This window comes from Flexithrix dorotheae DSM 6795 (genome assembly GCF_000379765.1).
Taxonomy (GTDB): domain Bacteria; phylum Bacteroidota; class Bacteroidia; order Cytophagales; family Flammeovirgaceae; genus Flexithrix; species Flexithrix dorotheae.
Genome location: NZ_KB903435.1, coordinates 177,026 through 201,620, shown reverse-complemented (window position 1 = coordinate 201,620; position 24,595 = coordinate 177,026). Strand labels below are relative to the sequence as shown.

The window sequence follows — 24,595 nt, the reverse complement described above, 5'->3', positions numbered from 1 at the left end:
AGTTCATATCTTTCCATATTCGGAAAATCTTCTCTTTATTTTAGCAAATGAATAATATTGATTTTTTAATTCGGCAAACCAGACATACTTATATGTGGTTTGATAACTTTTTGGAAAGTATTCCCCGGGAAAAATGGTTTGAAACACCACCAGTTGTGGAGACGAATGTCATCTGGCAGATAGGTCATATGATTTTAAGTCATCATTTTCATGCTATTCTGGTAATCACAGGCCCTCAGAAGGATATTTTGGATGCAGTTCCCATCAAAACCTACATCAAAGCATTTTCCTTTGAATCTCAGCCTTCAGCGGTAAACAAAGACCTTTCTCCCGATAAATTAATTTCCGACTTAAACCTGGTAAGAAATAAATCATTGGACATCAAAAGTGAGCTAAAACCGGAGAACCTCAATGATGAATTGATGCCCACCAGGGTGAAAATTCCCGAAGTCACCAATAAGGGAGAAGCTTTAACCTGGAATATTCAACATGGCATGTACCACTGTGGTCAGTTGGCATTAATTAAAAGAGTAATCCACGAACGATTTGATTATAGTTTGGTCAATTCCAAACCAAACTAGTTGCTAATCTTCAATCCGACCTCAGACTTTGTACGGGATTCATTAAAGCGGATTTTATGGTTTGGAAACTTACGGTCACTAGCGTGATGATCATCGCTCCCAAACTACTCAGACCAAATATCCACCAGGAAATATGAATGCGGTATTCGTAGGATTGCAACCAGTTATCCATAGCATAATAGGCTATAGGAATGGCTATAAAGCAGGAAATTAGAACCAAAATGATAAAATCAAAAGACAATAATTTCCACAATTTAAGTGTAGATGCTCCTAAAATTTTCCTAATCCCAATCTCTTTAGTCCTTTGTTCGGCTACAAATGAGGCAAGCCCAAATAGCCCCAGGCAGGAGATAAAAATAGCCAGTAAAGTAAAAACTCCGGATAAATTCCCTATTCTTTCTTCGGCAATAAATTTCATAGCATATTCCTGATCTGCAAACTTATATTTGAAAGGAACAGCGGGTAATACTTTATTGAAAACAGATTCGATTTTAGAAAGTCCTGTTTGGGTATTGACTTCCGGATTTAGGCGGATATTTATCCAATTCAGGTTATCCCCCTGATAGAATATGGTTGGCATGGGCGTAGCATACGGAGAACTCATGATCATGTCTTTTATCACACCAATAATGGTGTGGTTTTTACGGGTTCCACTCCAACTGACTCTTTCCCCAACAGGGTCTTCAAATCCCATTAATTTTGCAGCAGATTCATTGATCACAAAACCAGTTGAATCACTGGCCAGTTGCGGATGAAAATCCCTGCCTGCTACAAATTGCCAGCCTACGGTTTTTCCATAATGTGGGGTAACGGCTAATGTGGCAAAATCTTCCGGCTGCCAGTCAGGATCTTTTCCCTTCCAGTCAAAACCTCCGTTGGAAGACCAGACCGCAGAAACCGGACTCAATGACCTGGACATAACCTTAACTACACCAGAATTTAAAAGTTCGGTTTCAAGCGCTTCAAATTTGGTGTAAAACTCCTCAGTGGTCATCCGTACCATGAGCAAATTATCCCTGGAATACCCAATTGGCCGGTCTTTTACAAACTGAACCTGTTTAAAAACAACCAATGTTCCTATTATAAGTGAAACAGAAACCGTAAACTGGATAATTACTAATATTCGCCTGGGAATTACTGTTTTTTTACCAGATGGACTAATCCCTTTTAAAGCTTTTACTGGATTGAAAGCAGAAAGGAAAAATGCAGGATAACTACCTGATACAAAGCCAGTAAATGCAATAAATATTAAGCTTCCAAGCCAAAAATGCGGATTGGTCCATGGCATCTCCAACTGTTTACCCGACAATTCATTAAACCAGTTTAAGCAAATTAAAGTGAGTAGGATTGCTAAAATAAATGCCACTAAAACCATCAGGAAAGACTCCATGTAAAATTGAAAAATCAATTGGCTGCGTATGGAACCAACAGATTTTCGTACACCAACTTCCTTGGCTCTTTTCTCTGAGAAAGCGGTACTCAGGTTCATAAAATTAATACAGGCAAGCAGCAATACGAATAAACCTACAAGGCTAAACAACCAGACAAATTTTATAAGGCCTCCTGTGCTTTTTCCATTTTCCCATTCATTATACAAATGCCATTTACTCATGGGGTGGAGGTGAATCAGAGGATGGATTTTAATCATCTGAGGATCATCCTGTACTTTGTTAAAAAGGGATTCCTGAATATGGTTTGAAGCGTCATGGAAACTAACTCCAGGTTTTAATTCCACATAGATATTTAGAAAATTATTCATAAATCCCTGGTCACGAATCCAAGGGTTTTTTGCGAGATATAATGACCATGGCGCCAGGAAATCAATATTATAAAGCCTGCTGTTTTGGGGAAAATCTTTATACACACCTGTCACCTGAACAGCCATTTCGTTATCGAGGGTGAGGGACTGACCTATCGGGTCTTCATCCCCAAAAAGTGCCAAAGCAGCCGAGGAAGAGAGAAAAATGGAATGTAAATCTTCCAATCCATTTATTGTTCCACTGATCATGTCAAAGGAAAACATTTCCGCAGCGCCTTTCTGCATAAAAATTCCTGACCTGATAAGTTTTTCATTTGCTTTGGTGATCAGGTTTTCACTGGGTAAACTGGCCACAATGATATGTTTAAAGTCTTCGTGATAGGCATTTTGTAATTCCTCACCCAGGGCATAAGGCAAATACGGATAGGTAAATTGAGTTCCATTCAGGCTTCCACTTCTCATTACCTGAGCAATTCGCTCATAATTATCATGATTTTTATTAAATGATAATTCATCCCACACCCACAAGCCTATGAGGATAGCCACAGACATTCCAATCGCCAAACCACCAATATTTATAACAGAATAACTTTTATTTTTCAGAAGATTTCTCCAGCCAATTTTGAAATAATTTTTAAACATGCCGTAATGGTTAAGTTGATGAAAACCCGTAATTGGTTTGATGATCCCTGGCCTGAAAAGCATTAAAATATCAAGAATTATTTTCAGGTTAGCACCAAGCCGACCTGATCGCTTTAATTCATCCTGATACAATTCCAGTAAATCTCCTTCAATGTATGGATGAAGGTCTGGCCGGCAAAACCATTTGAAAACAGTTAGAAAAAACCCGGGTGGTTTTGATTCCTTCATTTACTAAACTTTAAATCCAAAACTATTTTTGGGATATCCTCCCATAGATTGTTGCGGGTATTTCTGGTGTATTCCAAAGCCATTTTTCCATAGGCAGTTATTTCAAAGTAACGTTTTGGTCTTCCTGCCCTTTCCTGAGTTTGTTCTCCTTCTTTTGAAAGGAGATAACCTTTTTTTTCCAGCCTGTTTAGTGCTGATTGTAAGGCTCCTACACTTACCTTTCTGGATAATCGTTCCTCAATTTCTTTTTTTATCGCTACTCCATATGCATTTCCATGCAAAACTGCTACTGTAAGCATTACCACTTCTTCAAATTCGCCTAAACTAAATTTTTTCACTTTGAATGTTAATTAATTCCTAATTGTAGTATTACAAAGTAAAGCTAATTTTACATTAATTCCTAATTGTAGTATTATTTTATTGAAAGCTTTTTAAAGCGTATGTTTATTTCCAGCGCAGGTCAGCTAGTTCCATCATATCCCCAGGGTTATCATATGTTTTACATTATGGTAAGTCAGGGAAGCTTTTATACATTCCTTTAATTCCAATTCTGGAATTTTTTGGTTTAATCCAAACACAATTGCCCTGTTGCCTTCATACTGAAACTTACCATCAAACACGATTCTGAATGTGTGAACCAGACGACTTGTACATTGGAAGTACATGGCATATTGTTCAGGAGATTTTTCTTTCCAATCCATTCGCAATGTACTCCCATTTTTGGTTACAAAGCTAGGTTCACCCCATTTCAAAGTTTCTTGCAATTCATCAACATCCTCCGTTTCTTCTGCAGTTTCTATGACCAACGCCCGTAGGAACTGCATTTTTTCTCTAACCTTTTCAGGATAATTGGCAAAAATTTCATCCACCTTACTATTTGTTTTCAATACAAATTTTCCCATGGTTTATGCTTTTAATGCCACATAAAAGTCTACTTCTACATCAGATGGGTTTTGGGCTTTTTCTCCAAATACTTCAAAATCTGCAGAATAGGCTCTATTCAAATTCATTTCCCAAATTTTTGCCCAGTGATTCACAATTAAACCTTTCATCAAATCACCTTTAGCTGTAGTTTTTGAATAAGTTCCGCCTTCAAATGCTTTTCCCACCATGCCTTCAGGAATTTCATTGAGGTCGGAAACTTTGCAACCAAGTATTGCGGTATAAGGCATGGTATGGTCACCTTCATATTCAGTGTAAAGAGAGTAAATAGTAGAATCAACTTTATTGGGGATTTTTTCCAGGATTTTTTCACCCAAAAAGCGTTGCCATAAATTGGCAATTTCATTGTCAGCTTTCTGTCCTTCGTTGCTAGTTCTGATGGCAATTCCAATCAACTTAAATGGTTCAGTTTTAACTTTTTGCATAATTATTATGTTTTAATTTGTGGCAAAGTTAGACTGGGCTTGTGACAGAGGTGTGTCAGGGGTGTTTGAATATTTTTTCCTGCATTCTTCAAAGTATTGTTCCAAAGTGATTTTATGGGGTTCAAAATGTTCTCCTGAAGGGGAAAGTTGCTGAATACGATCTAACCGAAATGCTCTAAAGTCATTCCGTTTCCTGCAAAAAGCAATTAAAATCCAATTATTATTGGTGGTGTATAAAGCAAACGGTTCAATATTTCTTTCACTTCTTTGGTAGTCCAAGGAATAGTATTCTATTTGTACAACCTGAAAGTTGGCAATGTGGGATTGAAGTTGGATGAGGTATTTGCTTGACTTCTCATTGTTTCTATTGTCTCTTATCTGAATGCGTTGGGCAAGAATATCTGCCTTATTTATCTGGGAGATCCGTAAGATAGATTTGATTTTTGTAATGGCATTTTGAAATTGGTCTGCCAACGATTTGTCATTATTTTTCAAAATCAAATGTTCGGCAGTCAGGAGTGCGTTGGCTTCTTCTTCGGTAAACATCACAGGAGGAAGTTTATAGCCTTCCATTATTGCATAGCCTTTCCCCTCTTCTGTGACAATGGGGATTCCGGATTCTTCCAGTGTCCTGATATCCCGATAAACCGTTCGTATACTGACTTGATGTTTTTCAGCAATTTCTTTTGCCGTTACAATCCGTTTAGATTGTAACTGGGTAATGATTGCTGTCAATCTTATAAGTCGTGGTTTCTCAACTGCCATTTCGGTTCTTTAGGTTTGGGGTGGAAACGAAAGTATAAATTAAGCGCATTTTTAAAGTTTAATTATTTCGAAAACCAACCTTAAACCTGGCTGTTTTTTCCAAAAAATCTTATAATAATGAATATAGCTGATGGAATGGAGTAATCCAAGGGATGATGGACTGAAGCCGCTTATCCAGGTCCAAAGCCTGGGGAATTTTGCTGAAAAAGTTGGTTTGTTATAGGTCCAGAAGTGGGTCCCGTTCCGGGGTGGAAAAGCTCCTTTAAAAGGTGTAGTTAAATCAAATCACCAGGTCTAATCATTAGTAAAAGTGTAAAATATTATTATACAATGGCTATATTCAACATTTTAAAGTCGGAGTACCAAAAACCTTTAATATCTATTATTCAGAGTTTCCGGATCATTGTATGCAAGCAGTAAAATATTCTCAAAATGAATTTAGTACAAATGAATGCGCTGGGATAAATATAGCATTATAAGAAAATAAAAATGAGTACACGAAGAAATAATTTATTTTTCTCTCATAATACTTAACGTTTTGGCTAACTGTTTTGGAAACTAAAAATAAAGTATTGATTTTAAGCTGGTTATAAGGAACAAATAGTCAGTTAATTTAGAAAAAATTATTATTCACATCCAAATTGCAAATAACCATTTGCAAAATTTAAAAACCAGATTCTTTTTCTTGGTCGAACCATAAAAATTGTACAATTCAAAGAATACGCCTTAACTTAATTTGGTGATGTACCATTCTCTGAAAAAATCCAAAAATCCCACTCCTTAAGCTTGAGGGAGTATTTTTCCTGTATTTAGATAAAAAATTCTTCAATTTGCGAATAATTACTATATGAACAAAATATTAATAAATCTTTAAGGTTAATAGACTTGGTTAACATAAAATTCAACTAAAAATAACTTCAGATGTTTAAATCACCTTTAATAGGGCTATTAGCCTTTATGCTGATATATTCATTCAAAATCCATGCTCAGGATAAAACTAACAACAAATTCGGAAAAGGAATAAAAGTAGTTGCAGCAGACTCTTCTTTTGCTGTAAAATTTGGTTTTAGAACTCAAAGTCTTTACGCAGGGGTACTCAATACTCAAACTCAGGATTATACCGACAAATTTTTAATTAGAAGGGCCAGGCTGAAATTTTCTGGTTTTGCTTACTCCCCCAAATTAACTTACAAAATAGAATTAGGACTATCCAATAGAGATATTGGTGGAGCAGACCTGGCGGAAACTGGGAATTCTGCCAATATTATTCTTGATGCCGTTTTAAAATATAATTTTTATGGCAAATGGAGTGTTTGGTTTGGTCAAACCAAGTTACCGGGAAATATAGAAAGGGTAGTTTCTTCTGCGAATCTTCAGTTCGTTGACCGTAGCCGGTTAAATTCCAGGTATAATATTGACAGGGATATTGGTATCCAGTTACATTATAATTCCCCGAATTTCAGGTACAAGGGAGCCGTTTCTACCGGAGAAGGGAGAAATATCACTGTGGATAACAAAGGCGGATATGATTTCACCAATAGAATAGAATGGCTTCCTTTTGGCCCTTTTACAGGGAAAAAGGAATATTCAGAATCCGATTTGTTAAGGGAAGAGAGCCCCAAATTAATGCTGTCCATAGCCCATGACTACAATCAGAGAGCTTCCCGTGAGAGAGGACAGAAGGGAGACTTTGTGGAACAGGAAAAAACACTTCAAACATGGTTTGCGGATGCGCACTTTAAATATAATGGATTTTCTGCGCTTGTGGAGTATGTTAATAAAAACTCAATTGACATTGACAATGTAGAACCTGTTGCAGAGGTGACTTTGGAGCCTTTTTATGTGGGAACAGGTGTGAATGCCCAGGCAGGTTATTTATTTAAAAATAATCTTGAATTGGCAGCCAGGTATACCGATGTTACTCCTCTTGAAATTACCCAAAGGAGCCAAAACAAACAATATACAATTTGTTTGTCCAAATACATTGTAGGCCATGCTTTGAAAGTACAGACAGATGCCACAATTATTCAGGAGGAAGGTTCTCCGGAAATGTTCATGTATAGATTTCAGGTAGAGTTTTCTCCATTTTAAACCATCTGTTAATCAACCCTATGTTATAAAAATCTACAATTGTTCAAATAGGATTTAAAAAAATCAACAATTATCGGTTAAATCATAAAAAATGAAACTTAAAAAATTACTTTTTAGCAAAATCAAAGGAAAACTTTTGCTTGCGTTTGGAGCGGTTTTACTTTTTTCCAGTGTGCTGGCAGGATTAGGTTATTTCTCAATAAACAGGATTTTGGAAATCCGCCAAATGAAAGAAGGTTTCATGTCGGTGAACGAAATTGTACTTAAAATGAGAAAAGCAGAAAAGGACTTTTTTCTTAGAGAAACCTCCAGTGAAAGTTTTATGAAAAGCGGGGAAAGTAAATATTTATCCTCTATAAATGCTTACATAAATGATCAGGATTCATTGTTAACCATTCTTGGAAAAAATGATTGGGCAGAGAAATTAATGATCAACAAGGAATTATCGGCTCTGAAAGAAAATCTTGCCGGATATGATCAGACCTTCCGTAAAATAGTGGATGCGTACCGCACCAGAGGATTTAAAGATTACGGTGATGAAGGGGCTTTACGATCGGCTATCCATTCCATAGAAAAATCAAATTTAAAATTCAACAATGTAAGAATGCTTACCCTCAGGAGGCATGAGAAAGATTTTTTCTTAAGAAACGACCTGAAATATGTGGAAAAATTCGATAAGGAAATAGCTGCTTTTGAGTCTGAATTAAATTCCTCCTCCAAAAATAAGCAACTGAAAGAAAAGCTGGATATCTACCAGGAAAAATTCCATGCGGTGGTAAATGCAGAAAAAGCAATTGGTTTTGATCAGAACAGTGGATTGAAAGGTGATATGAGGGCATATATTCATAAAATAGAGCCAATGATTCAGGACCTTGAGGAGGTAATTGAAGCTAAAACTGAAGAAATTACTTTCCAGACCTTGTTGACATTTTTTATTGTGTTTTTTATACAGTTAGGGTTGGGAATAATCATAGCGATGCGTTTTTCAAAATGGCTTACCGATAATATTTTATCTATCCAGGAGGCTGCACTTATGTTGGCTGAAGGTGTCATTCCGGTCCATCTTAAAGTTAAGAGTAATGATGAATTAGGTGAAACTCAGGTTTCAATGAATGAATTAATCGATAGCCTGAACGATAGTATTGTGGTGGCGAATCTGGTGGCTAGTGGAAACCTTCACAGTGCCAAGTCAACCGCGGATGCTAAACTTGATAATGGCCAGCTTGATAGTGCTTTAAAAAATATGATCCGGAAACTGATAGATATCGTGAATAATATTACCCGGGGTGCTGATGAAATCACTATTGGTTCTATGGAAATAAACAGGAGCTCACATGCAGTGGCCCAGGGAGCCACAGAACAAGCAAGTTCACTGGAACAAATTTCCTCTTCAGTAGAACAAATGGTAGGAAATATCAACCAGAATGCTGAAAATGCTTCTCAGGCGAGAGAGATGTCACAAGAGGCTGCCAACAAAATGGCTCAGGTAAAAAATGCTACTAAATTGACTTTCGATGCCATAAAGGAAATTACTGACAATATTGAAATCATAAATGAAATTGCAGATAAAACCAATTTATTGGCTATAAATGCAGCCGTAGAAGCTGCCAGGGCTGGTGAGCATGGGAAAGGATTCGCTGTAGTAGCCAGTGAAGTAAGGAAACTTGCTGAAAGAAGCCAGCAATCTGCAGAGGGCATTATTAATCTTTCTAAAAATTGCATTAAGGAGGCTAAACACTCTGATCAGCTTTTGGATGAACTGGCTCCGGATGTAGAAAAATCATTCCAGTTGGTAAGTGAAATCTCAAATTCCAGTTCAGAACAAAGATCTGGAGCAGAACAAATCAATGCAGCACTTACACAACTTAATCAGGTAACTCAGCAAAATGCCTCTTCCTCTGAAGAATTAGCGTCTGCTTCAAATAACTTCAACAATCAGGCAGAGCAACTGAAAACTACAGTTTCCTTCTTCAAATTGGATAAAAAGGATGAGTCAACCTTTAAACGGGAACAAATAATTAACCAGATTGAACAATTGAAGGCAATTTTAGGAGATCAACCTGGAACTGAAGAATACACCCAGACTAAAAGTTTAAAAAGCGAAAATACTCATAATCTGGGTGGAGGACCAACCATTGAACTGGATGATTTTGATAATGAAAATGGGTTTTCAGGAAAAATAATGATGGATGATGAAGAACAGGGTGATGACAATTTAAATTCAACCAAATAAACCGGAATCAAATTATGAAAAATGATATACACGGTTTATTGTTTTCATTACAGAAAGAATTCTTTGGAATCTCGGTAGAGAATGTCCTTAGAGTGATAAACCTGGAAAATTTAATTCGTATTCCCAAAGCACCAGAATTTATTTCAGGGGCTATAAATCTGGAGGGAAATGTGGTGCCCGTAGTGGATCTTGCTAAAAAGATTGATCTTGGAAAAACACCCATTCATGATAAAAGCAAGGTGATTATCTTAGAAATTAATAATGATGAAGGAGATATTCAGGTGGGGGTAATTATCGATGATGTGTTGGATGTAGTACATATTTCGTCTTCAGAGATTCAGGCTCCGCCTTTGGAAAACATGGGATTTGATACCAATACCCTCGATGGAATGTATAAATCGAATGAACATTTTTATATGATTCTGAGTGCAAAGAAAATTTTTAAAAGAGAATTAGCTGAACTTGTTCAGTAATAAAATAAATACAGACATGAGCAAGAAAATAGTTGTTGCTGAGGACTTTAATGTGTCCAGAAAAATTATAGTGAATTTATTGAGTAAAGCAGGGTATTCAATTTTAGAAGCCGCAGATGGACAAGAAGCCTTACAACACTTCGATGGGCAGGATCTGGACCTCTTGATTACGGATTACAATATGCCGAATATGGATGGGGCTGAGTTGATAAGCGAGGTCAGGAAAAATGAACATTATTCTTATATCCCCATTTTACTTCTTACTACTGAGGTAAAAGAAGAGAAAATTCAAAAAGCATTGGATGAGGATATTACTGCATGGATAAAAAAGCCTTTTCAGGCAGATGGATTTCTTAAAATTGTAAACCGAGCTCTAAAATAAGAATGGATCTTCAACAGGAATACATAGTAGAGGTTAAAGAAATTCTAAAAAACCTGGAACAATCCTTAATGGAATTACAGGAGTCTCCCAATAATCCTGAGGAGATTAATAATGTATACAGGTATTTACATACACTTAAAGGAAGCGCTGGATTATTTGGTTATGAGGATATAGAGAGGCTTTCACATGAAATGGAATACCTTTACTCGGATATCAGGGATGGTATTATCGATCAGGATGATTTTATTTTGGACCTTACCCTCCACTCTGTTGATGTATTTATTGATCTGATCGATGGGAAAAACGCCCGGAATGAAATAGAAAAGATAGTTGGCGATATCCAAACACTTTGTGACAGTAGTCAGAGTAAAGAATCTTCTAACATTAATCAGGAAATTAAAGCCAGGTCTTCAAGTGCTTATATAGTAATTTTAAAACCTGGAGAGAATATCTTTAAAAGGGGAATAAAAATTCAGGCTATACTTGAAGAAGTTGAGGAGTTGGGTAATTCAGAAACAATTATCCATAATGAAACTGTCCCTCTTGAACAGCAGTTGGCCGATAAAAAACTGGTTAGTTTTTTCGAATTATTAATAGCTACTGAAGATGAACCTGATGAGATTAAGGATATTTTTATGTTCTTAAAGGGAGATGAATTTAAAATTATTCCCATTAGGAGTAAAGCCGATTTATCCATTCCTCCTTATAGCGATTCCATAAAACTGAGTGAAAAAGAAATTGAAATCAGGGTGGAGAAGTTTACCAAGTGGATACCGGATTTATTCCATACACAGGCAAAAAAAGAGGCTGTGGAGATTTCTGCTGAGCTCAAAGAAATGAGACAAGAGGAAAAAGAAGACACCATAGAAATTGTTTCGGGTAAAAAGAGAAAAAATGGCCATGTAAATGTATCCACTGAAAAATTAGATTCCCTGATCAATATTGTCAGTGAAATGGTTACTTTTCGTTCAGAACTTCAGCATTTAATGCAGGACCAGAAAAATCACAAACTGAATGAAGCTATAGAAAAACTGGAAAGGCTTACTTTAAAGTTAAGGGATTCTGCATTTAACATCAGACTTGTTCCACTTAATATCATTAAAGTAAAACTCCAAAGGTTAATCCGGACGATTTCCAAAGATCTTGGGAAAGAAGTAGAATTTATAACGGATGGTCTTGATACCGAACTGGACAGGGGTATGATTAATGCCATTGAAGCGCCTCTAATGCACATTATAAGAAATGCCATCGACCACGGACTTGAAACTCCGGAAGAAAGACTTCAGCACAATAAAGAAAAAAAAGGACTGCTCAAATTTTCCTCATTTAATAGTGGAGATCATGTTTTTATTCAAATTCAGGATGATGGGAAAGGATTTGATTTGGAGAAAATCAGGCAAAAAGGTATTGAAAAAGGAATTTTAAATAAGCATAAGGAATATTCTGACAAGGAATTACTAAATGTAATATTTTTCCCGGGCTTTTCTACAGCAGAAAACGTCTCAAAAATTAGTGGAAGAGGTGTGGGGATGGATGTAGTGAAAAAGGAAATTTCTTCCTTAAGAGGAGAAGTGGAAATAGAAACTGAAAAAGGCTTAGGAGCAATATTTACCATACGCTTACCTCTCACCCTCACCGTACTTGATACCCTTGTGGTTAATGTTTCTGAGCAAAAATATTTAATTCCTATTAGCGAAGTAGAATATTGCTATGTAGCAGAGCACGAGGAATTATTCGAAAAGAAAAGCAGGCAAATTCAGTTTAATGGGCAATTGACCCCATTTGTTTCGCTCAGGGAATTTTTTGGAAAAAAAGATTTCCCCAAAAATGAAACTGTAGTGGTGATCAATAAGAATGATACCAAAATAGCGGTGGTGGTAGATGGCATTATTGGCAAGTTGCAAACTGTATACAAACCCCTAAATGAATTACTAAAATCAGTGGATTGTTTTTCAGGCGCTTCCATACTGGGTGACGGGAGTACAGCCTTATTATTAAATGCATTAAAACTCCAAAATTAAGTATTCAATGGCGTATAAAATTTTGGTTATTGATGACATGAAAAGTGTCTTTAATGCGGTAAGGGAAATTCTCGAACCCAGAGACTGTTTAGTCGATTTTGCTGCAGATGGCCATTCCGGAATTGAAAAACTTATAAATGGAGCCTACGATTTAATTATTCTTGATATTCATTTGCCCGATCATAATGGGTTAAAATTATGCAGAAGGATAAAAAAACTTGATTTTTATGGACATATTCCTGTACTGCTTCTCACCTCGGATATAAAAAATCTAGATGAAGGACTGAAAGTTGGTGCTTCTGATTATATTTTGAAACCTTTCAATAAAGTAGAAATGATTGCCCGGGTATTCACTCAAATAAGATTGAGCCAAAAAGGCAAACTGTTACAATCAGAAAAAAAGCAACTCAAAAAGGATTTAGAAGATAAAAGAGAACGATTAATTGAAATTGAAAGCGATTTACAACATTACTTTTACCAAACATCTCATAAGATTCGCTCTCCTATTTGCTCCATTCAGGGCTTAATCAACCTTTTAGGACGGGATTTCCCGGAAGTATTGGAAAATGTTTACTTCCAAAAGATAAATCAATCAGTTAACCGGATAGAATCGGTTAATGAACAACTGGCCATTATTGGAAATATCAGATCGAATGAACCATGTCCATCTATATTTAATCTCCATGACTTAATTCGCGAAATATTAGATGAAACGCACAGTGTTCTGGGAGGAGTACAAATAAATATTGATATTACTCCAGATGTGGATTTATTTGCTGATCGTGAAATTTTTAAAAATGGCTTGATTCCCATTATTGATAATGCTGTATTCTACGCCTCAAAATCCCTAAATGGGGAGGGTAGAGTTAATATCGAAATCGCAAAATTGGATCAGGCGAAGGCTCTTGTTATTCAGGACAATGGCTCTGGTATAAAGGATAAATATCAAAATAAAATATTTGATATGTTTTTTATAGGAGATGAATATTCAAAAGGTAACGGACTTGGGTTATTTATCAGCAAAATTGCTTTTGAACAATTGGGATGGAAACTGCACATTCAAAGTGAAAAAAATTTATTTACAAGAGCAATCATAAATTTTCATGTTTCGGAAATGACAGTTAAACGTACACCATTAAACTAATAATTACTATGACAATTGTCCAGGTTAACCATCTTGAAAACTATCAAAACTTGAATAAATCAAAAAAATTAAACGATGATCAATTTTATGCCTTGGCGCATTATTTAAAAAAGAAATATGGATTAAATATCCCTTTTTCCAAGAAAATGATGATTGAATCCAGACTGCAAAAGAGATTACATCTTCTTGGACAGCCCTCATTTGCGTCTTATCTAAAATTTATTTTTGAGCAAAGTTCTAAAATTGAGTATAATAATTTTATTGATCTGGTAACTACTCATAAAACTTATTTTTTCAGGGAAGACTATCAATTTGAATTTTTAAAAAATTCACTACCACTTTATTTTCAGCAATCTGGAAATAAAAAAAGGTTGAATGTGTGGAGTTCTGGCTGTTCAACAGGAGAAGAAGTTTATTCCATTGGCATGATTATGAACGAATTCAGAGAGAAAAATTATCATGCAGATTTTCACATTATAGGCACGGATGTTTCCGTTCCTTCTCTCCAAAAAGCAGCGAAGGCAGTTTTTCAGGTAAAAGAATTGGAATATCTTCCTGAACATCTAAAAGATAAATATCTTGATCCTATTTTAGAGGGTGGTGAACAACAACTAAAATTCAACAACAGGGAAGTTTCTTCAAGAATTAAGCTGGGTGCACTGAATCTGAATAACTCAAATTATAATTTGCCCGTAAATTTCGATTTTATTTTTTGCAGAAATGTAATTATTTATTTCGATATGCCAACGCAGCATGCTGTACTCAAAAAACTAGTGGATAAGTTAAAGCCTGGAGGATTTTTATTTTTAGGCCATTCTGAATCTGCTATAGGCACTAATCTACCCATAAAAAGTATCAGACCAACTATTTATCAAAAAATATGATCTTGAATAAAATTAAGGTTTTAATTGTAGATGATTCTTCTCTTATTCGCCAAACTTTTAAATCTCTTTTGGAAAGTGATCCGGGGATTGAGGTAATAGGTACAGCCAGTGATCCTTATATTGCTGTACAAAAAATACAGCAGGTAAAACCTGATGTGATTACCCTGGATATAGAGATGCCAAAAATGGATGGTCTTACTTTCCTTAAAAAAATAATGAAACAGGCCCCTATGCCTGTGGTAGTAATCTCCAACCAAACGATAAAGGGTGCAGAGGTGGCTCTAAAAGCGCTTGAATACGGAGCAGTAAACGTTTTGTCGAAGCCAAGAATTGCAACCGAAATTCAAAGAGAAGAATATAGGATCAAATTTATCGATTCCCTAAAATCTGCTTTTTTTGCCAGGAATCCCAAGGTTAAAATTCCCATTACAAAAAAAGTAAAAGACCCGGTTTTAGCTACCCCAAAGAAAGAAATTGCCCAGAGGGAAGTTTCCGAGGAAATTATTTCGGAGGGTAAACCTTCTCTAATAGTTATTGGTGCATCAACTGGTGGTACTGTTGCCATAAAAAAAATTGTGGAGGATTTACCAGACCAGGTCCCTCCTATTCTCATTGTTCAGCATATGCCTGAAAAATTTACAACCAGCTTTGCCAATAGTTTAAATGAATGCAGTGGGTTATATGTGAAAGAAGCCGAGCACAATGAATTAATCCAGCCTAATACCATTTATATTGCCCCAGGTAATTACCATATGTCCATCTGGAAAAGTGGAAGTAAAAAAAGGATAAAAATTTCTCAGGGCGATCTGGTGAATAGACACAGACCCTCAGTAAATGTATTGTTTGATTCAGTGGCTCAATATGTAGGGAAAAAAGCATTGGGAATTATGCTTACAGGAATGGGAGATGATGGTGCTACTTCTATGCTGAAAATGAAGCAGAGTGGAGCACAAACCATTGCCCAGGATGAAAGCAGTTGTGTGGTATTCGGAATGCCCAGAAAAGCGATAGAGTTGGGCGCTGTAAGGCAAGTACTACCTCTGGATAAAATTGCAGGGGTGATAAATAAAAGATTATTGGGGTAAATTTTTTACTTCCAATTGGAGGAAACCATGAAACCATCCATCACTAATGATTTACTGATGGATGGTTTTTTATTAGGCGGGTGGAATGAAAAAATCACCATTCTTGAGGAAATCCCTTCTTTTTGAGAAAATTAGCTGGTGATTATGCAAAAACCATGTAGTAACAAATACTTAGTTTAAAAATAACCCTATTTTGCTTAAAATTGTGATATTTATACAGAATAAGGGTATTATATTACCCTAATATTAAAAAATTGATGGTTTTTAGTAATTTTCACAAAAAAAATCAGCCTATCATTGATTTTTTACAAAAACGTTTCTAAGTTTACTTCATCAAAACAAATTAACACACTTTCCTTATCACCACACAAGAACTTTAGCAAATAGCTCAACAAAGAGCTTTCGCAGAATATTTTTCATCCAGTATAACAATTACTACTATCTAATCAGAGAACTAAAAGCACCCAAATAATAACAAAAGTGGATGTCTGATTCAGATAACACTTCTATTTAGTTCTAGAATTAAATAACCAATAAGATTAAAATACAGACATAAAATAAACACAACTTATTTTTAATTTAAAAGCATTGATTATGGTGATTTAAAGCATACGTTACAACTAAATTTAATCTATTATTATTCCGAATTTTTCTATTTGTCTGGTTAAAATCAATTGGTCTGCATAGCGCCATATTGAGGTTAACAAATTTTCTGCTGTTATTCAAAAAATGATTGAATGATAGAATGGATATCTACATCCTTTTTTTAAAATCTTTCCAGATTTTGATCAGGTGCTACAGTAGATATAACAAAGTACAATCGTCAATTTTTAAAATTTATAACATGAAAAAAACTTTACCTTCAACTATTTGCTTTCTGTTGGTTATTTTTTGCCATTTTGCGTTTGGGCAGGAAAGAGTCATTACAGGAACATTAACCTCAGCCACCGATAATGAGCCTTTGCCCGGTGTATCTGTTATAATTAAAGGAACCACCATTGGTACTGTATCTGATATCGATGGTAATTACTCTATAGAAGTACCTTCGGAGTATAACTACCTGTTATATTCCTATATCGGTTTTGAAACTCAGGATATTGAGATCAATAACCAAACTACCATTAGCCTGGTGATGAAAGAATCAGCCCAGCAATTGAGTGAAATTGTCGTTACTGCATTCGGTATTGAGAGGGAGAAAAAAGCCCTTGGATATTCCACCCAGTCAGTAGATAGCAAAGAGCTGGCTGAAGTGAGATCCACTAATGTGGTGAACAGTTTATCGGGAAAAGTAGCTGGTGTACAGGTTTCCCCTTCCAGTGGTGTAGGTGGCGGTTCTCAGGTGACCATTAGAGGAAATTCCTCTGTTCTGGGGAATAATCAGCCGTTATACGTAATTGATGGTGTACCTATGGAAAATACATCTCCTTCTGTAAACCCTGGTTTGGCCTCTTCGGTAGGAAGCGATGAGTTTTCGGAATCTCCTGCTGCTGCCAATATGTATGGTGGCGGTATTTCCGATTTAAACCCCGACAATATAGAATCAATCAGCGTATTGAAAGGACCTAATGCGGCTGCTCTTTATGGATCAAGAGCAGCTAATGGTGTGATTCTGGTTACCACAAAAACAGGGAGTTCTTCCAAAGGACTTAACATAGAGTACAATCTTAATGTTACCTTCGAGGAGCCACTGGTTAGCCCCAAATTCCAAAATACTTATGGCGGAGGTAATGGTTATGTTTCCTGGTATGCTGATGGTAGAAATGGTGGGATTACTGATCCCCTGGCACTGGAGCAATTCAGAGCAGTTTACCCAAATGCTCCTGCCAATGGAACCAATGGAGTTGATGAAAGCTGGGGTGCTCCGATGGATGGCAGAATGATCAGAACATGGTGGTCAGGTGAAGCAACTGCTCCATTAGTGCCCGTACCTGATTCCTGGGATAACTTCTGGGAAACTGGTAGCTCAGTTACTAATAATGTGGCAATTTCTGGTGGAAATGATAAAGGCAATTTCAGATTATCTTTCGGTCAGCTGGACCAAAAAGGAATTGTTTATAACAACGATTACAAAAGGAATAACTTCCGAATCAATACAGCCTATAATATTACGGATAAATTCAATGCAAAAGTAAGTGCCGAATACATAAAATCCGGATCCGGAAACCGTCAGAATGAGTCTTACTGGGAACTTCAAACCTGGCACCACAGACATGACGATTGGGGGCTGTTAAAAGATTATGAGCAATTTATGGATGTGCATATCACCAGACCAGATGACGAATACCAATATGCGAACTGGCAACATTCCTTTGCGAATAACAGATTCTACTATTCAAAGTATATGACCAATTCAAATGACAAGGACAGAATATTAGGGAATATCGCTTTGACCTATGATTTTACCCCTGACTTATCTTTAATGGTGAGATCTGGAACTGATATGTGGACGGATACCAGAATCAATATCACAAGAGATGCCAGAATAAAAAGTGGTACTGCAAGAACTGAAGCCTTTTACGAAGAAGTTTTAAGAAGACAGGAGACAAACTCAGATTTCATCCTTTCTTATAATAAAAGATTTGGTGACGGGTATTCTATAAATGCTCAGGTTGGAGGAGCCAACAGAACAAATTATTACAAAAGAAATTTTACGGCTGTTAATGATGTAACCATCAACGGATTATATAACCTGGCTAACAATGCGTCTCCAAACACAAACAGGAGTGCAATTTCCGAAAAAGAGGTTAATAGTTTGTTTGGTTCATTCAGCTTTGGGTTTAAAGACTATTTATTTGTGGATGTAACTGCCAGAAATGACTGGTCGAGCACACTGCCTGCAGACAATAATTCCTATTTCTATCCATCTGTTTCCCTAAGCGGTATTGTTACAGAGATGCTGAATATCCAGAATGATGTGCTTTCTTTTGCTAAAATCAGAGGAAGCTGGGCCCAGGTGGGTAACGATACTGATCCATATAGCCTTACTCAGGTATATGCTTCTTCAGATCCCTGGAATGCAAGCACTCCGGTTTTTACCCAAAGTGATGGAATTGCCAACAGCGAATTGAAACCAGAAATAACCACAGGAAAAGAAGTTGGTTTGGAAATGCAATTTTTGAATGGAAGAATTGGTATTGATGCATCTTATTATGACCAGACCAGCTCCGATCAAATTGTAAGAGTTGCAGTATCAAAAGCTACCGGTTTTGATAGCAAGTTGCTTAACGCAGGGAAAATCGTAAATAAAGGTGTGGAACTTATGTTGAATGCTCAGGTTGTAAAGATTAAAGGATTTACCTGGGATATAAACCTGAATTATGCTAAAAACACCAATGAAGTGGTAGAATTAGCAGAAGGACTTGAAACACTGGTATTACACTCCAATAGGGGTCTGAGCCTTGAAGCAAGAGTTGGAGAGCCTTATGGCACCTTTTATGGCTCGGCATATAAAAGAGTAGAGGGCGGAGAATTTGATGGTCAGATCATCTTTGAAGATGGTATCCCACAAGTAGAAAGTTCACTGCAAAAAATCGGGAATGTAACTCCGGACTATATCTGGGGTTTCCAAAATTCATTTGCTTACAAAGGTTTGTCACTAAACATTCTGATTGATGGAAAAATGGGGGGCGATATTGCCGATGAAAGTACCAGTACGGGTATGCAAACAGGAATATATCCTGTAACTGCTCTTGGAAGAGAAGAAGGGGTAATTGGTATGGGTGTAAAAAATGTAGGTACTGACGAAAACCCTGTTTATGTGCAAAATGATGTGGTTCAGCCCACTAAATCAGTGACCAGAATGTACAGTGTGCGATCTGTAAATGAAGGAGCAATTTATGATGCCAGTTTCATCAAACTGAGGGAAATGAGCCTGACTTATGGACTTCCTTCAGATTTTACTAAGAAAATAACTGGAGGTTTTGTGAAATCAGCGAGACTTTCAATCATTGGACGAAACCTGGCTATTCTTTGGAAAAACCATCCTCATATTGATCCTGAAATCAATGCTAAAGGTGGTAACCTTCTTGGTGCACTGAACTATGCTATGACACCTACTACAAGAAGTGTAGGGTTCAACTTCAATATGACTTTCTAATCTGAATTTCAGATTTCAAAGTACTGAATAAGTGCCTGGATTTATCAGGAATTAAATAAATCAGGTACTTATCAAACACTTAAAAATTATTGAACACAAATCGAATTAACATGAATTTCCATAGCTATAAAAAAATCACAATTTCCTTACTCAGCTGCTTTGTGTTGCTTTTAGGAAGCTGTACCAGCGAATTTGAAGAACTCAATACCAATCCCAATGATCCTACGGTAGTACCACCAGAAACAGTTTTCCCGGGAGGCATCAGACAGGCTTTCAGGAGAATCCACGGCCATACTACCCGTTTGCAAAGACTTGGGCTTGATGGAGGAACACTTTGGGTGCAACACCTGGCCAGAAACCAGTACACCAACGAAGGAGATACCTACAATCCGGATGCTTCTATGAGGACTAATAACTGGAAAGGTTTTTATCAGGAAACTTTGGTAAACATTCAAACTGTAGTGGACATCACTTCAGATGAAGAAGGAAATTATAAAAATACAAACTTCGAAGCAGCAGCTATCATTATGAGGGAATATGTTTTCTCTGTGATCACTGATACCTGGGGTGCTGTTCCTTATCTTGAAGCGATAAAAGGAACTGAAGGTATTCTTGCTCCGGCTTACACTTCTCAGGAAGAGATTTATACCTCAATATTAGCCAACCTGAAAACAGCTTCGGACATGCTGGATGAATCGGGCGCAACCATTAATGGGGATATCCTTTTCAACGGAGATGTACTCATGTGGAAAAAGTTTGCAAATTCCCTAAGATTGAAATTAGCCAACAGGCAGTCTGCCAAAAAACCTGCTGAATCAGCCGCTATATTTTCAGAAATCTTAGGAAACCCTGCTGCTTATCCTGTTTTCACCAGTATTGATGATCAGGCGCTATTTGTTCATGAAGCAAGGAATAATGGCAATAACAACAATGCATGGCACGATATCATGGTTTTCCAGGCCAGAGAAGACTGGTCTCTGAGCAAAACATTAGTTGAAAAAATGGCTGATGCCGATGGAAATGCAACCGACCCAAGAATCACAGTTTATGCAAATGAAGCAGCAAGTGGAGATTTTGCAGGAAAATACTATGGAGCTCCAAACGGACTTCCTGAAGCATTAGCAAGTGCATATATCAATACTGCTTCCCGGCCAGGATCTTTTTTTACTCAGGAATTAACCCCATTCGTAGTTATGGGATACAGTGAGCTTTTGTTTGTTCTGGCTGAGGCTACTTTGGATGGTGATTACTCCGGTGGAATGAGCGCAAAAGAGTATTTAGACATGGCGGTAACGGCCTCATTTGAGCATTATGGTCTTGAGGTACCTGCCGGTTATCTTGCAGGTCTTTCAGCTGATAAAGAAACCATCATGACAGAAAAGTGGAAAGCCATGTTTGGTCAGGGAATTGAAGCCTGGACCGAATACAGAAGAACCGGCTTCCCAGTACTTTCTACTCCTGATCCAAATTCAATTTTTGAAAATGAGGGTAAAGTCCCCACAAGACTACAATATCCTGAATCGGAATATTCTCTTAATAAATCAAATGTAGAAGCCGCTGAAGGATTAAATGGAGGACCAAACGATAAACTTACAAAATTGTGGTGGGCCGAATAAATTATTACTGTAATCAGCCTTACCTGGAGAGGATTGATTTTACAAAAAAATATAAGCTAATAAAAACGAATTACAATGAAAGCACAAAATATACTCCTTTATTTACTCTTGGCAGTTTCCGTAGTACTCATCGGGTGTAATGATGAACCGGAATTAAAATTTGATATCATCGAATCGCCCGTTTTGGCTATGTTCGATGGTCAGTCCTTCCCGGAAACTGCTCCAGTTGATGTTACAGCAACATTTTATGACCTGGACAAAAGCGGAATTCTTGATCAGAATGTTGGAATAGATTCTATTCCTGTTGCTGGGTTAAACATCACTGTGTTTATAGATGAATCTGTTGAAATTGGAACATTCACTACTGACGCAAGTGGTACGATCAATTTTTCTAAATCCTGGGCTGAATTAGGAGGAGCAACCAGCAACTTAAGATTGGAATGGGTTGGCAGTTTTGATTCGAAACCATTTAGGATTTACCATATCGTAACAGTAGAGTAATTTAAAAATATTTCATGAGGAAGGCTATACCAACTAAAAGTAGCCTTCCTTTTTAAGGTCATTTTAAAAAAAGCTAAAAACTTATAACTACCTAAAAATCAGCATCATCCTATTAATTATTATTTAAAAAATTACCATTATAAAATTTAAATTTACCAATGAAAGCAAAATTGAACAGACGTGACTGGTTAAGAAGCAGTCTTTTAGCTACAGGAGGATTAGGTTTAGGTATGGCTTCAGTATATGGAGCTACTCCAAACGCAAAGCCATTTTGGTTGAACAAACCAAGAGTTATGGTAAAACCCTTTGCCTACGATAAATATAACCTGAAAGCCAAATTAAATGCCAATGAAAATAAATTTGGTCCTTCAAAATTGGCTTTGGAAGCTATCACTGAATCTGCAAGTATTGGAAACCTTTATGCCCACTATGATGTGATAAAGTTAAGGGAAATGCTTGCTGAAAAAGAAGGTGTAAAGCCAGAGCAAATCATTCTAGGTCCTGGTTCGACAGACTTACTTGAAAAAACAGCTGTGATCACTTTCCGTGATGGAAAAGGTAATATTGTTTCTGCAGACCCTACCTATATGTCTGTAGTAAGAAGTGCAAAAAGAGTAGGTGCTACCTGGAAAAATATTCCATGTAAAACAGACTGGTCGCACGATCTGGAAGGAATGATGGATGCCATTGATGACGAAACTCGATTGATTTATATATGTAACCCAAATAACCCTACCGGGGCTATTACTGATGGAAAAGCACTTTGGGATTTTTGCGCTAAAGCTTCGGAAAAAGCACCGGTGTTCGTAGATGAAGCCTACCTCGATTTTATGGAAGAAAAAGACCAGAAAAGCATGGTGGGTTTAATAGCAGAAGGAAAAGATATCATTTTGGCCAGAACCTTCTCAAAAATCCATGGAATGGCTGGTTTAAGAGTAGGTTATTTAGTAGCTAAGGAAGAAAGAGTTGAGTCTATCAACAATATTTTAAGATCTTCTTATAACCTGAGTATCACTTCCTTAAGAGCTGCAATGGCAAGTATAAAAGATGAAGAATACCTTAAAATGTCCCGAGCTAAAAATCTGGAAGCTAAGGGATTTGTTTATGAGGCTTTCAAGGAAATGGGTGTAGAATACATTCCATCTTCTACCAGTTTTATTTTCTTCAAATTGCCAGTGGAAGGAGAAGCCTATATGAAAAGTATGTATGGACAGGGTGTAGGGGTACGGCTTTTTGATATTGACGATGAGCCTTGGGGAAGAGTAAGTATGGGTACCATGGAAGAAATGGAATTATTTGTTCCCGCTTTAAAGAAAACGTTCGAAGCATAAGTATAAATCTAACAAAAAAGTGCAGGCGGTTTTGGCTTGCACTTTTTGTTTTAATGCTTAAAACTCAATTTAAAAAACCTAAAAACAAAGTACAAACAGATTTCTACACTCTTTTAATTTAATCATAAATGAATAAATCGATGCGCTTTTTTTAGCTGTGGCTAATTTATTCATTCCACTACTACATTTAATAAAAATAAAACCGCTATAAATTTTATGAATTCAGCATTTGCAAAAACCATTACCCTTCTAATTTTGATTGGTGTTGGCGTAATGTTAAGGGGGAAAATTGCAACCAAAGAAAAAATTACCGGAATAAAAAATATAATATTGAGTGTAGCCTTACCAGCCACCATATTTCTTGCACTTCTCAAAATAAATATTGATGTAAACCTGCTGCTATTACCCGTAATAGCAATAGTATTCAATTTAATTATTCTGGGTTTAGCCAGAGTTATTCTGGTAGCAACAGGGCTAAAGGAAGAACAGGGAAAGCTCAATTCTTTTATGTTTTTATTTCCATCACTGGCTCCCGGATTGTCTTGCTTTCCATTCCTTGCAGAATATCTTGGTGAAGAAAGTGTGGCACTGGCTGCTTTAGCCGATATAGGAAATAAAATTTTCGTTTTGATTATTCTATATTTACTGGCTATGCAATTGCACTATTCAATTTTTAAAAAGGGAGTTGAGGAAGAAGGCCAAAGTAAATTCAAATCGCTGCTACTGGCTCTGGTAAAAGAACCAGTTAATATGGCAATTGTAATTGCAATAGTTTTGTTATCCTTTGGCTTAACCATTACCGATCTCCCAGAATTTGTTGGTTCCTCAATAGGAAAAATGAGTGCCATCATGACGCCACTGGTATTGATATTTATCGGAATAGCTGCTAAAATAAAATGGAATGATTTGAAGTTGATTGTCAACTTGTTGGCCTTAAGGTCAGGATTGGCCTTCTTATTCAGTGGTGCCATCATTTATATATTTCAGCTTACAGATCCAGTTTACATTTTGGTGACGGTAACTTTTTTCCAAAGCTCGTGTAGTTTCTGGCCTTATGCTCATATTTGTGCTATAGATGCTATGGAAAAGGATCATGTGGCTTTAGGCAAACAGAAAACTTTCGATTCGGATATTGCCCTGGTAATGTTGGCGACTTCTCTGCCCTTTTCAACTTTGATTATGTTATCCATTTTCTCCTTTAGTGAAGTCATGCTCGATTATAAAAACAGCCTGCTCATAGGCATTTGTTTTGTGATTTTATCATGTATACCAATAGTAATTAAACTGGTAAAGAAAAGCCGGGCAGAAGAAGAAGTAAAAGTATTGGAGCCTGAAATGGCTAAATAACAGATAAAAAAGAGGCTTTTGTTCACCTGAATTTTGTTTTGGTAAATGA

19 protein-coding genes are annotated in these 24,595 nt (G+C 36.7%); 14 read left to right on the top strand and 5 right to left on the bottom strand.

The window, feature by feature from the left end; translation table 11 throughout:
* Nucleotides 1–47 precede the first annotated feature (47 nt).
* Complete coding sequence (locus tag A3EM_RS0110600) at nucleotides 48–581, top strand: DinB family protein (RefSeq protein ID WP_020528184.1); 534 nt, start codon at nucleotides 48–50, stop codon at nucleotides 579–581.
* A 10-nt stretch (nucleotides 582–591) separates the two neighbouring features.
* On the opposite strand, the gene A3EM_RS0110595 is transcribed toward A3EM_RS0110600, so the two are convergent.
* The 5 genes from A3EM_RS0110595 to A3EM_RS0110575 form a co-directional block, all read right to left on the bottom strand.
* Nucleotides 592–3,210, bottom strand: coding sequence for an ABC transporter permease (locus tag A3EM_RS0110595; RefSeq protein ID WP_020528183.1), 2,619 nt, complete (start codon nucleotides 3,208–3,210; stop codon nucleotides 592–594).
* Nucleotides 3,207–3,548 (bottom strand): PadR family transcriptional regulator, encoded by a 342-nt coding sequence (locus A3EM_RS0110590; protein ID WP_020528182.1) that lies wholly within the window; start codon nucleotides 3,546–3,548, stop codon nucleotides 3,207–3,209. The genes A3EM_RS0110595 and A3EM_RS0110590 overlap by 4 nt, the downstream gene beginning before the upstream one ends.
* Nucleotides 3,549–3,683: 135 nt before the next feature.
* The gene (locus A3EM_RS0110585) at nucleotides 3,684–4,112 is read right to left on the bottom strand and encodes a DUF1801 domain-containing protein (RefSeq protein WP_020528181.1); all 429 of its coding nucleotides are present in this window, start codon (nucleotides 4,110–4,112) and stop codon (nucleotides 3,684–3,686) included.
* Between the two features lie 3 nt (nucleotides 4,113–4,115).
* Nucleotides 4,116–4,577: a GyrI-like domain-containing protein gene (locus A3EM_RS0110580; RefSeq protein WP_020528180.1), complete on the bottom strand. Its 462-nt coding sequence runs from the start codon at nucleotides 4,575–4,577 to the stop codon at nucleotides 4,116–4,118.
* 12 nt (nucleotides 4,578–4,589) lie between these two features.
* Nucleotides 4,590–5,342, bottom strand: coding sequence for a helix-turn-helix transcriptional regulator (locus tag A3EM_RS0110575; RefSeq protein WP_020528179.1), 753 nt, complete (start codon nucleotides 5,340–5,342; stop codon nucleotides 4,590–4,592).
* Nucleotides 5,343–6,263: 921 nt separating this feature from the next.
* Here A3EM_RS0110575 and A3EM_RS0110565 point away from each other — a divergent pair.
* The 13 genes from A3EM_RS0110565 (at nucleotide 6,264) to A3EM_RS0110500 (ending at nucleotide 24,546) form a co-directional block, all read left to right on the top strand.
* Complete coding sequence (locus A3EM_RS0110565; RefSeq protein WP_157637814.1) at nucleotides 6,264–7,433, top strand: porin; 1,170 nt, start codon at nucleotides 6,264–6,266, stop codon at nucleotides 7,431–7,433.
* A gap of 91 nt (nucleotides 7,434–7,524) precedes the next feature.
* Nucleotides 7,525–9,666, top strand: a complete 2,142-nt coding sequence (locus A3EM_RS45700; RefSeq protein WP_020528176.1) for a methyl-accepting chemotaxis protein — start codon at nucleotides 7,525–7,527, stop codon at nucleotides 9,664–9,666.
* Nucleotides 9,667–9,680: 14 nt separating this feature from the next.
* The gene (locus A3EM_RS0110555; protein ID WP_020528175.1) at nucleotides 9,681–10,139 is read left to right on the top strand and encodes a chemotaxis protein CheW; all 459 of its coding nucleotides are present in this window, start codon (nucleotides 9,681–9,683) and stop codon (nucleotides 10,137–10,139) included.
* Between the two features lie 16 nt (nucleotides 10,140–10,155).
* Nucleotides 10,156–10,521 carry a response regulator gene (locus A3EM_RS0110550; protein ID WP_026210222.1) on the top strand — a complete coding sequence of 122 codons (366 nt, stop codon included), beginning with the start codon at nucleotides 10,156–10,158 and terminating at the stop codon, nucleotides 10,519–10,521.
* A 2-nt stretch (nucleotides 10,522–10,523) separates the two neighbouring features.
* Complete coding sequence (locus A3EM_RS0110545; protein WP_020528173.1) at nucleotides 10,524–12,542, top strand: chemotaxis protein CheA; 2,019 nt, start codon at nucleotides 10,524–10,526, stop codon at nucleotides 12,540–12,542.
* A 7-nt stretch (nucleotides 12,543–12,549) separates the two neighbouring features.
* Nucleotides 12,550–13,686, top strand: a complete 1,137-nt coding sequence (locus A3EM_RS0110540) for an ATP-binding response regulator (protein WP_020528172.1) — start codon at nucleotides 12,550–12,552, stop codon at nucleotides 13,684–13,686.
* Nucleotides 13,687–13,736: 50 nt separating this feature from the next.
* Complete coding sequence (locus tag A3EM_RS0110535) at nucleotides 13,737–14,570, top strand: CheR family methyltransferase (protein WP_026210221.1); 834 nt, start codon at nucleotides 13,737–13,739, stop codon at nucleotides 14,568–14,570.
* A complete protein-coding gene (locus A3EM_RS0110530; RefSeq protein WP_020528170.1) occupies nucleotides 14,567–15,655 on the top strand; it encodes a protein-glutamate methylesterase/protein-glutamine glutaminase in 1,089 nt (362 codons plus the stop codon). Before A3EM_RS0110535 ends, A3EM_RS0110530 begins: the two co-directional genes overlap by 4 nt.
* Before the next feature lie 844 nt (nucleotides 15,656–16,499).
* Nucleotides 16,500–19,751, top strand: a complete 3,252-nt coding sequence (locus A3EM_RS0110520; RefSeq protein ID WP_020528168.1) for a SusC/RagA family TonB-linked outer membrane protein — start codon at nucleotides 16,500–16,502, stop codon at nucleotides 19,749–19,751.
* Between the two features lie 110 nt (nucleotides 19,752–19,861).
* The gene (locus A3EM_RS0110515; protein ID WP_020528167.1) at nucleotides 19,862–21,367 is read left to right on the top strand and encodes a SusD/RagB family nutrient-binding outer membrane lipoprotein; all 1,506 of its coding nucleotides are present in this window, start codon (nucleotides 19,862–19,864) and stop codon (nucleotides 21,365–21,367) included.
* A gap of 75 nt (nucleotides 21,368–21,442) precedes the next feature.
* Nucleotides 21,443–21,868 (top strand): hypothetical protein, encoded by a 426-nt coding sequence (locus A3EM_RS0110510; protein ID WP_020528166.1) that lies wholly within the window; start codon nucleotides 21,443–21,445, stop codon nucleotides 21,866–21,868.
* Nucleotides 21,869–22,026: 158 nt separating this feature from the next.
* Nucleotides 22,027–23,199 carry a pyridoxal phosphate-dependent aminotransferase gene (locus A3EM_RS0110505; RefSeq protein WP_020528165.1) on the top strand — a complete coding sequence of 391 codons (1,173 nt, stop codon included), beginning with the start codon at nucleotides 22,027–22,029 and terminating at the stop codon, nucleotides 23,197–23,199.
* Between the two features lie 216 nt (nucleotides 23,200–23,415).
* Entirely contained in the window at nucleotides 23,416–24,546 is a 1,131-nt protein-coding gene (locus tag A3EM_RS0110500; protein ID WP_020528164.1) for an AEC family transporter, read from the top strand.
* The last annotated feature ends 49 nt before the right edge of the window (nucleotides 24,547–24,595 follow it).

What these genes read in the sequence shown, in the direction of transcription:
- A3EM_RS0110575 (WP_020528179.1), bottom strand. Translation starts at nt 5,342, where the DNA reads ATGGCAGTTGAGAAACCACGACTTATAAGATTGACAGCAATCATTACC.
- A3EM_RS0110585 (WP_020528181.1), bottom strand. Translation starts at nt 4,112, where the DNA reads ATGGGAAAATTTGTATTGAAAACAAATAGTAAGGTGGATGAAATTTTT.
- A3EM_RS0110565 (WP_157637814.1), top strand. Translation starts at nt 6,264, where the DNA reads ATGTTTAAATCACCTTTAATAGGGCTATTAGCCTTTATGCTGATATAT.
- A3EM_RS0110500 (WP_020528164.1), top strand. Translation starts at nt 23,416, where the DNA reads ATGAATTCAGCATTTGCAAAAACCATTACCCTTCTAATTTTGATTGGT.
- A3EM_RS0110580 (WP_020528180.1), bottom strand. Translation starts at nt 4,577, where the DNA reads ATGCAAAAAGTTAAAACTGAACCATTTAAGTTGATTGGAATTGCCATC.
- A3EM_RS0110510 (WP_020528166.1), top strand. Translation starts at nt 21,443, where the DNA reads ATGAAAGCACAAAATATACTCCTTTATTTACTCTTGGCAGTTTCCGTA.
- A3EM_RS0110530 (WP_020528170.1), top strand. Translation starts at nt 14,567, where the DNA reads ATGATCTTGAATAAAATTAAGGTTTTAATTGTAGATGATTCTTCTCTT.
- A3EM_RS0110505 (WP_020528165.1), top strand. Translation starts at nt 22,027, where the DNA reads ATGAAAGCAAAATTGAACAGACGTGACTGGTTAAGAAGCAGTCTTTTA.
- A3EM_RS45700 (WP_020528176.1), top strand. Translation starts at nt 7,525, where the DNA reads ATGAAACTTAAAAAATTACTTTTTAGCAAAATCAAAGGAAAACTTTTG.
- A3EM_RS0110520 (WP_020528168.1), top strand. Translation starts at nt 16,500, where the DNA reads ATGAAAAAAACTTTACCTTCAACTATTTGCTTTCTGTTGGTTATTTTT.
- A3EM_RS0110540 (WP_020528172.1), top strand. Translation starts at nt 12,550, where the DNA reads ATGGCGTATAAAATTTTGGTTATTGATGACATGAAAAGTGTCTTTAAT.
- A3EM_RS0110545 (WP_020528173.1), top strand. Translation starts at nt 10,524, where the DNA reads ATGGATCTTCAACAGGAATACATAGTAGAGGTTAAAGAAATTCTAAAA.
- A3EM_RS0110550 (WP_026210222.1), top strand. Translation starts at nt 10,156, where the DNA reads ATGAGCAAGAAAATAGTTGTTGCTGAGGACTTTAATGTGTCCAGAAAA.
- A3EM_RS0110600 (WP_020528184.1), top strand. Translation starts at nt 48, where the DNA reads ATGAATAATATTGATTTTTTAATTCGGCAAACCAGACATACTTATATG.
- A3EM_RS0110515 (WP_020528167.1), top strand. Translation starts at nt 19,862, where the DNA reads ATGAATTTCCATAGCTATAAAAAAATCACAATTTCCTTACTCAGCTGC.
- A3EM_RS0110595 (WP_020528183.1), bottom strand. Translation starts at nt 3,210, where the DNA reads ATGAAGGAATCAAAACCACCCGGGTTTTTTCTAACTGTTTTCAAATGG.
- A3EM_RS0110555 (WP_020528175.1), top strand. Translation starts at nt 9,681, where the DNA reads ATGAAAAATGATATACACGGTTTATTGTTTTCATTACAGAAAGAATTC.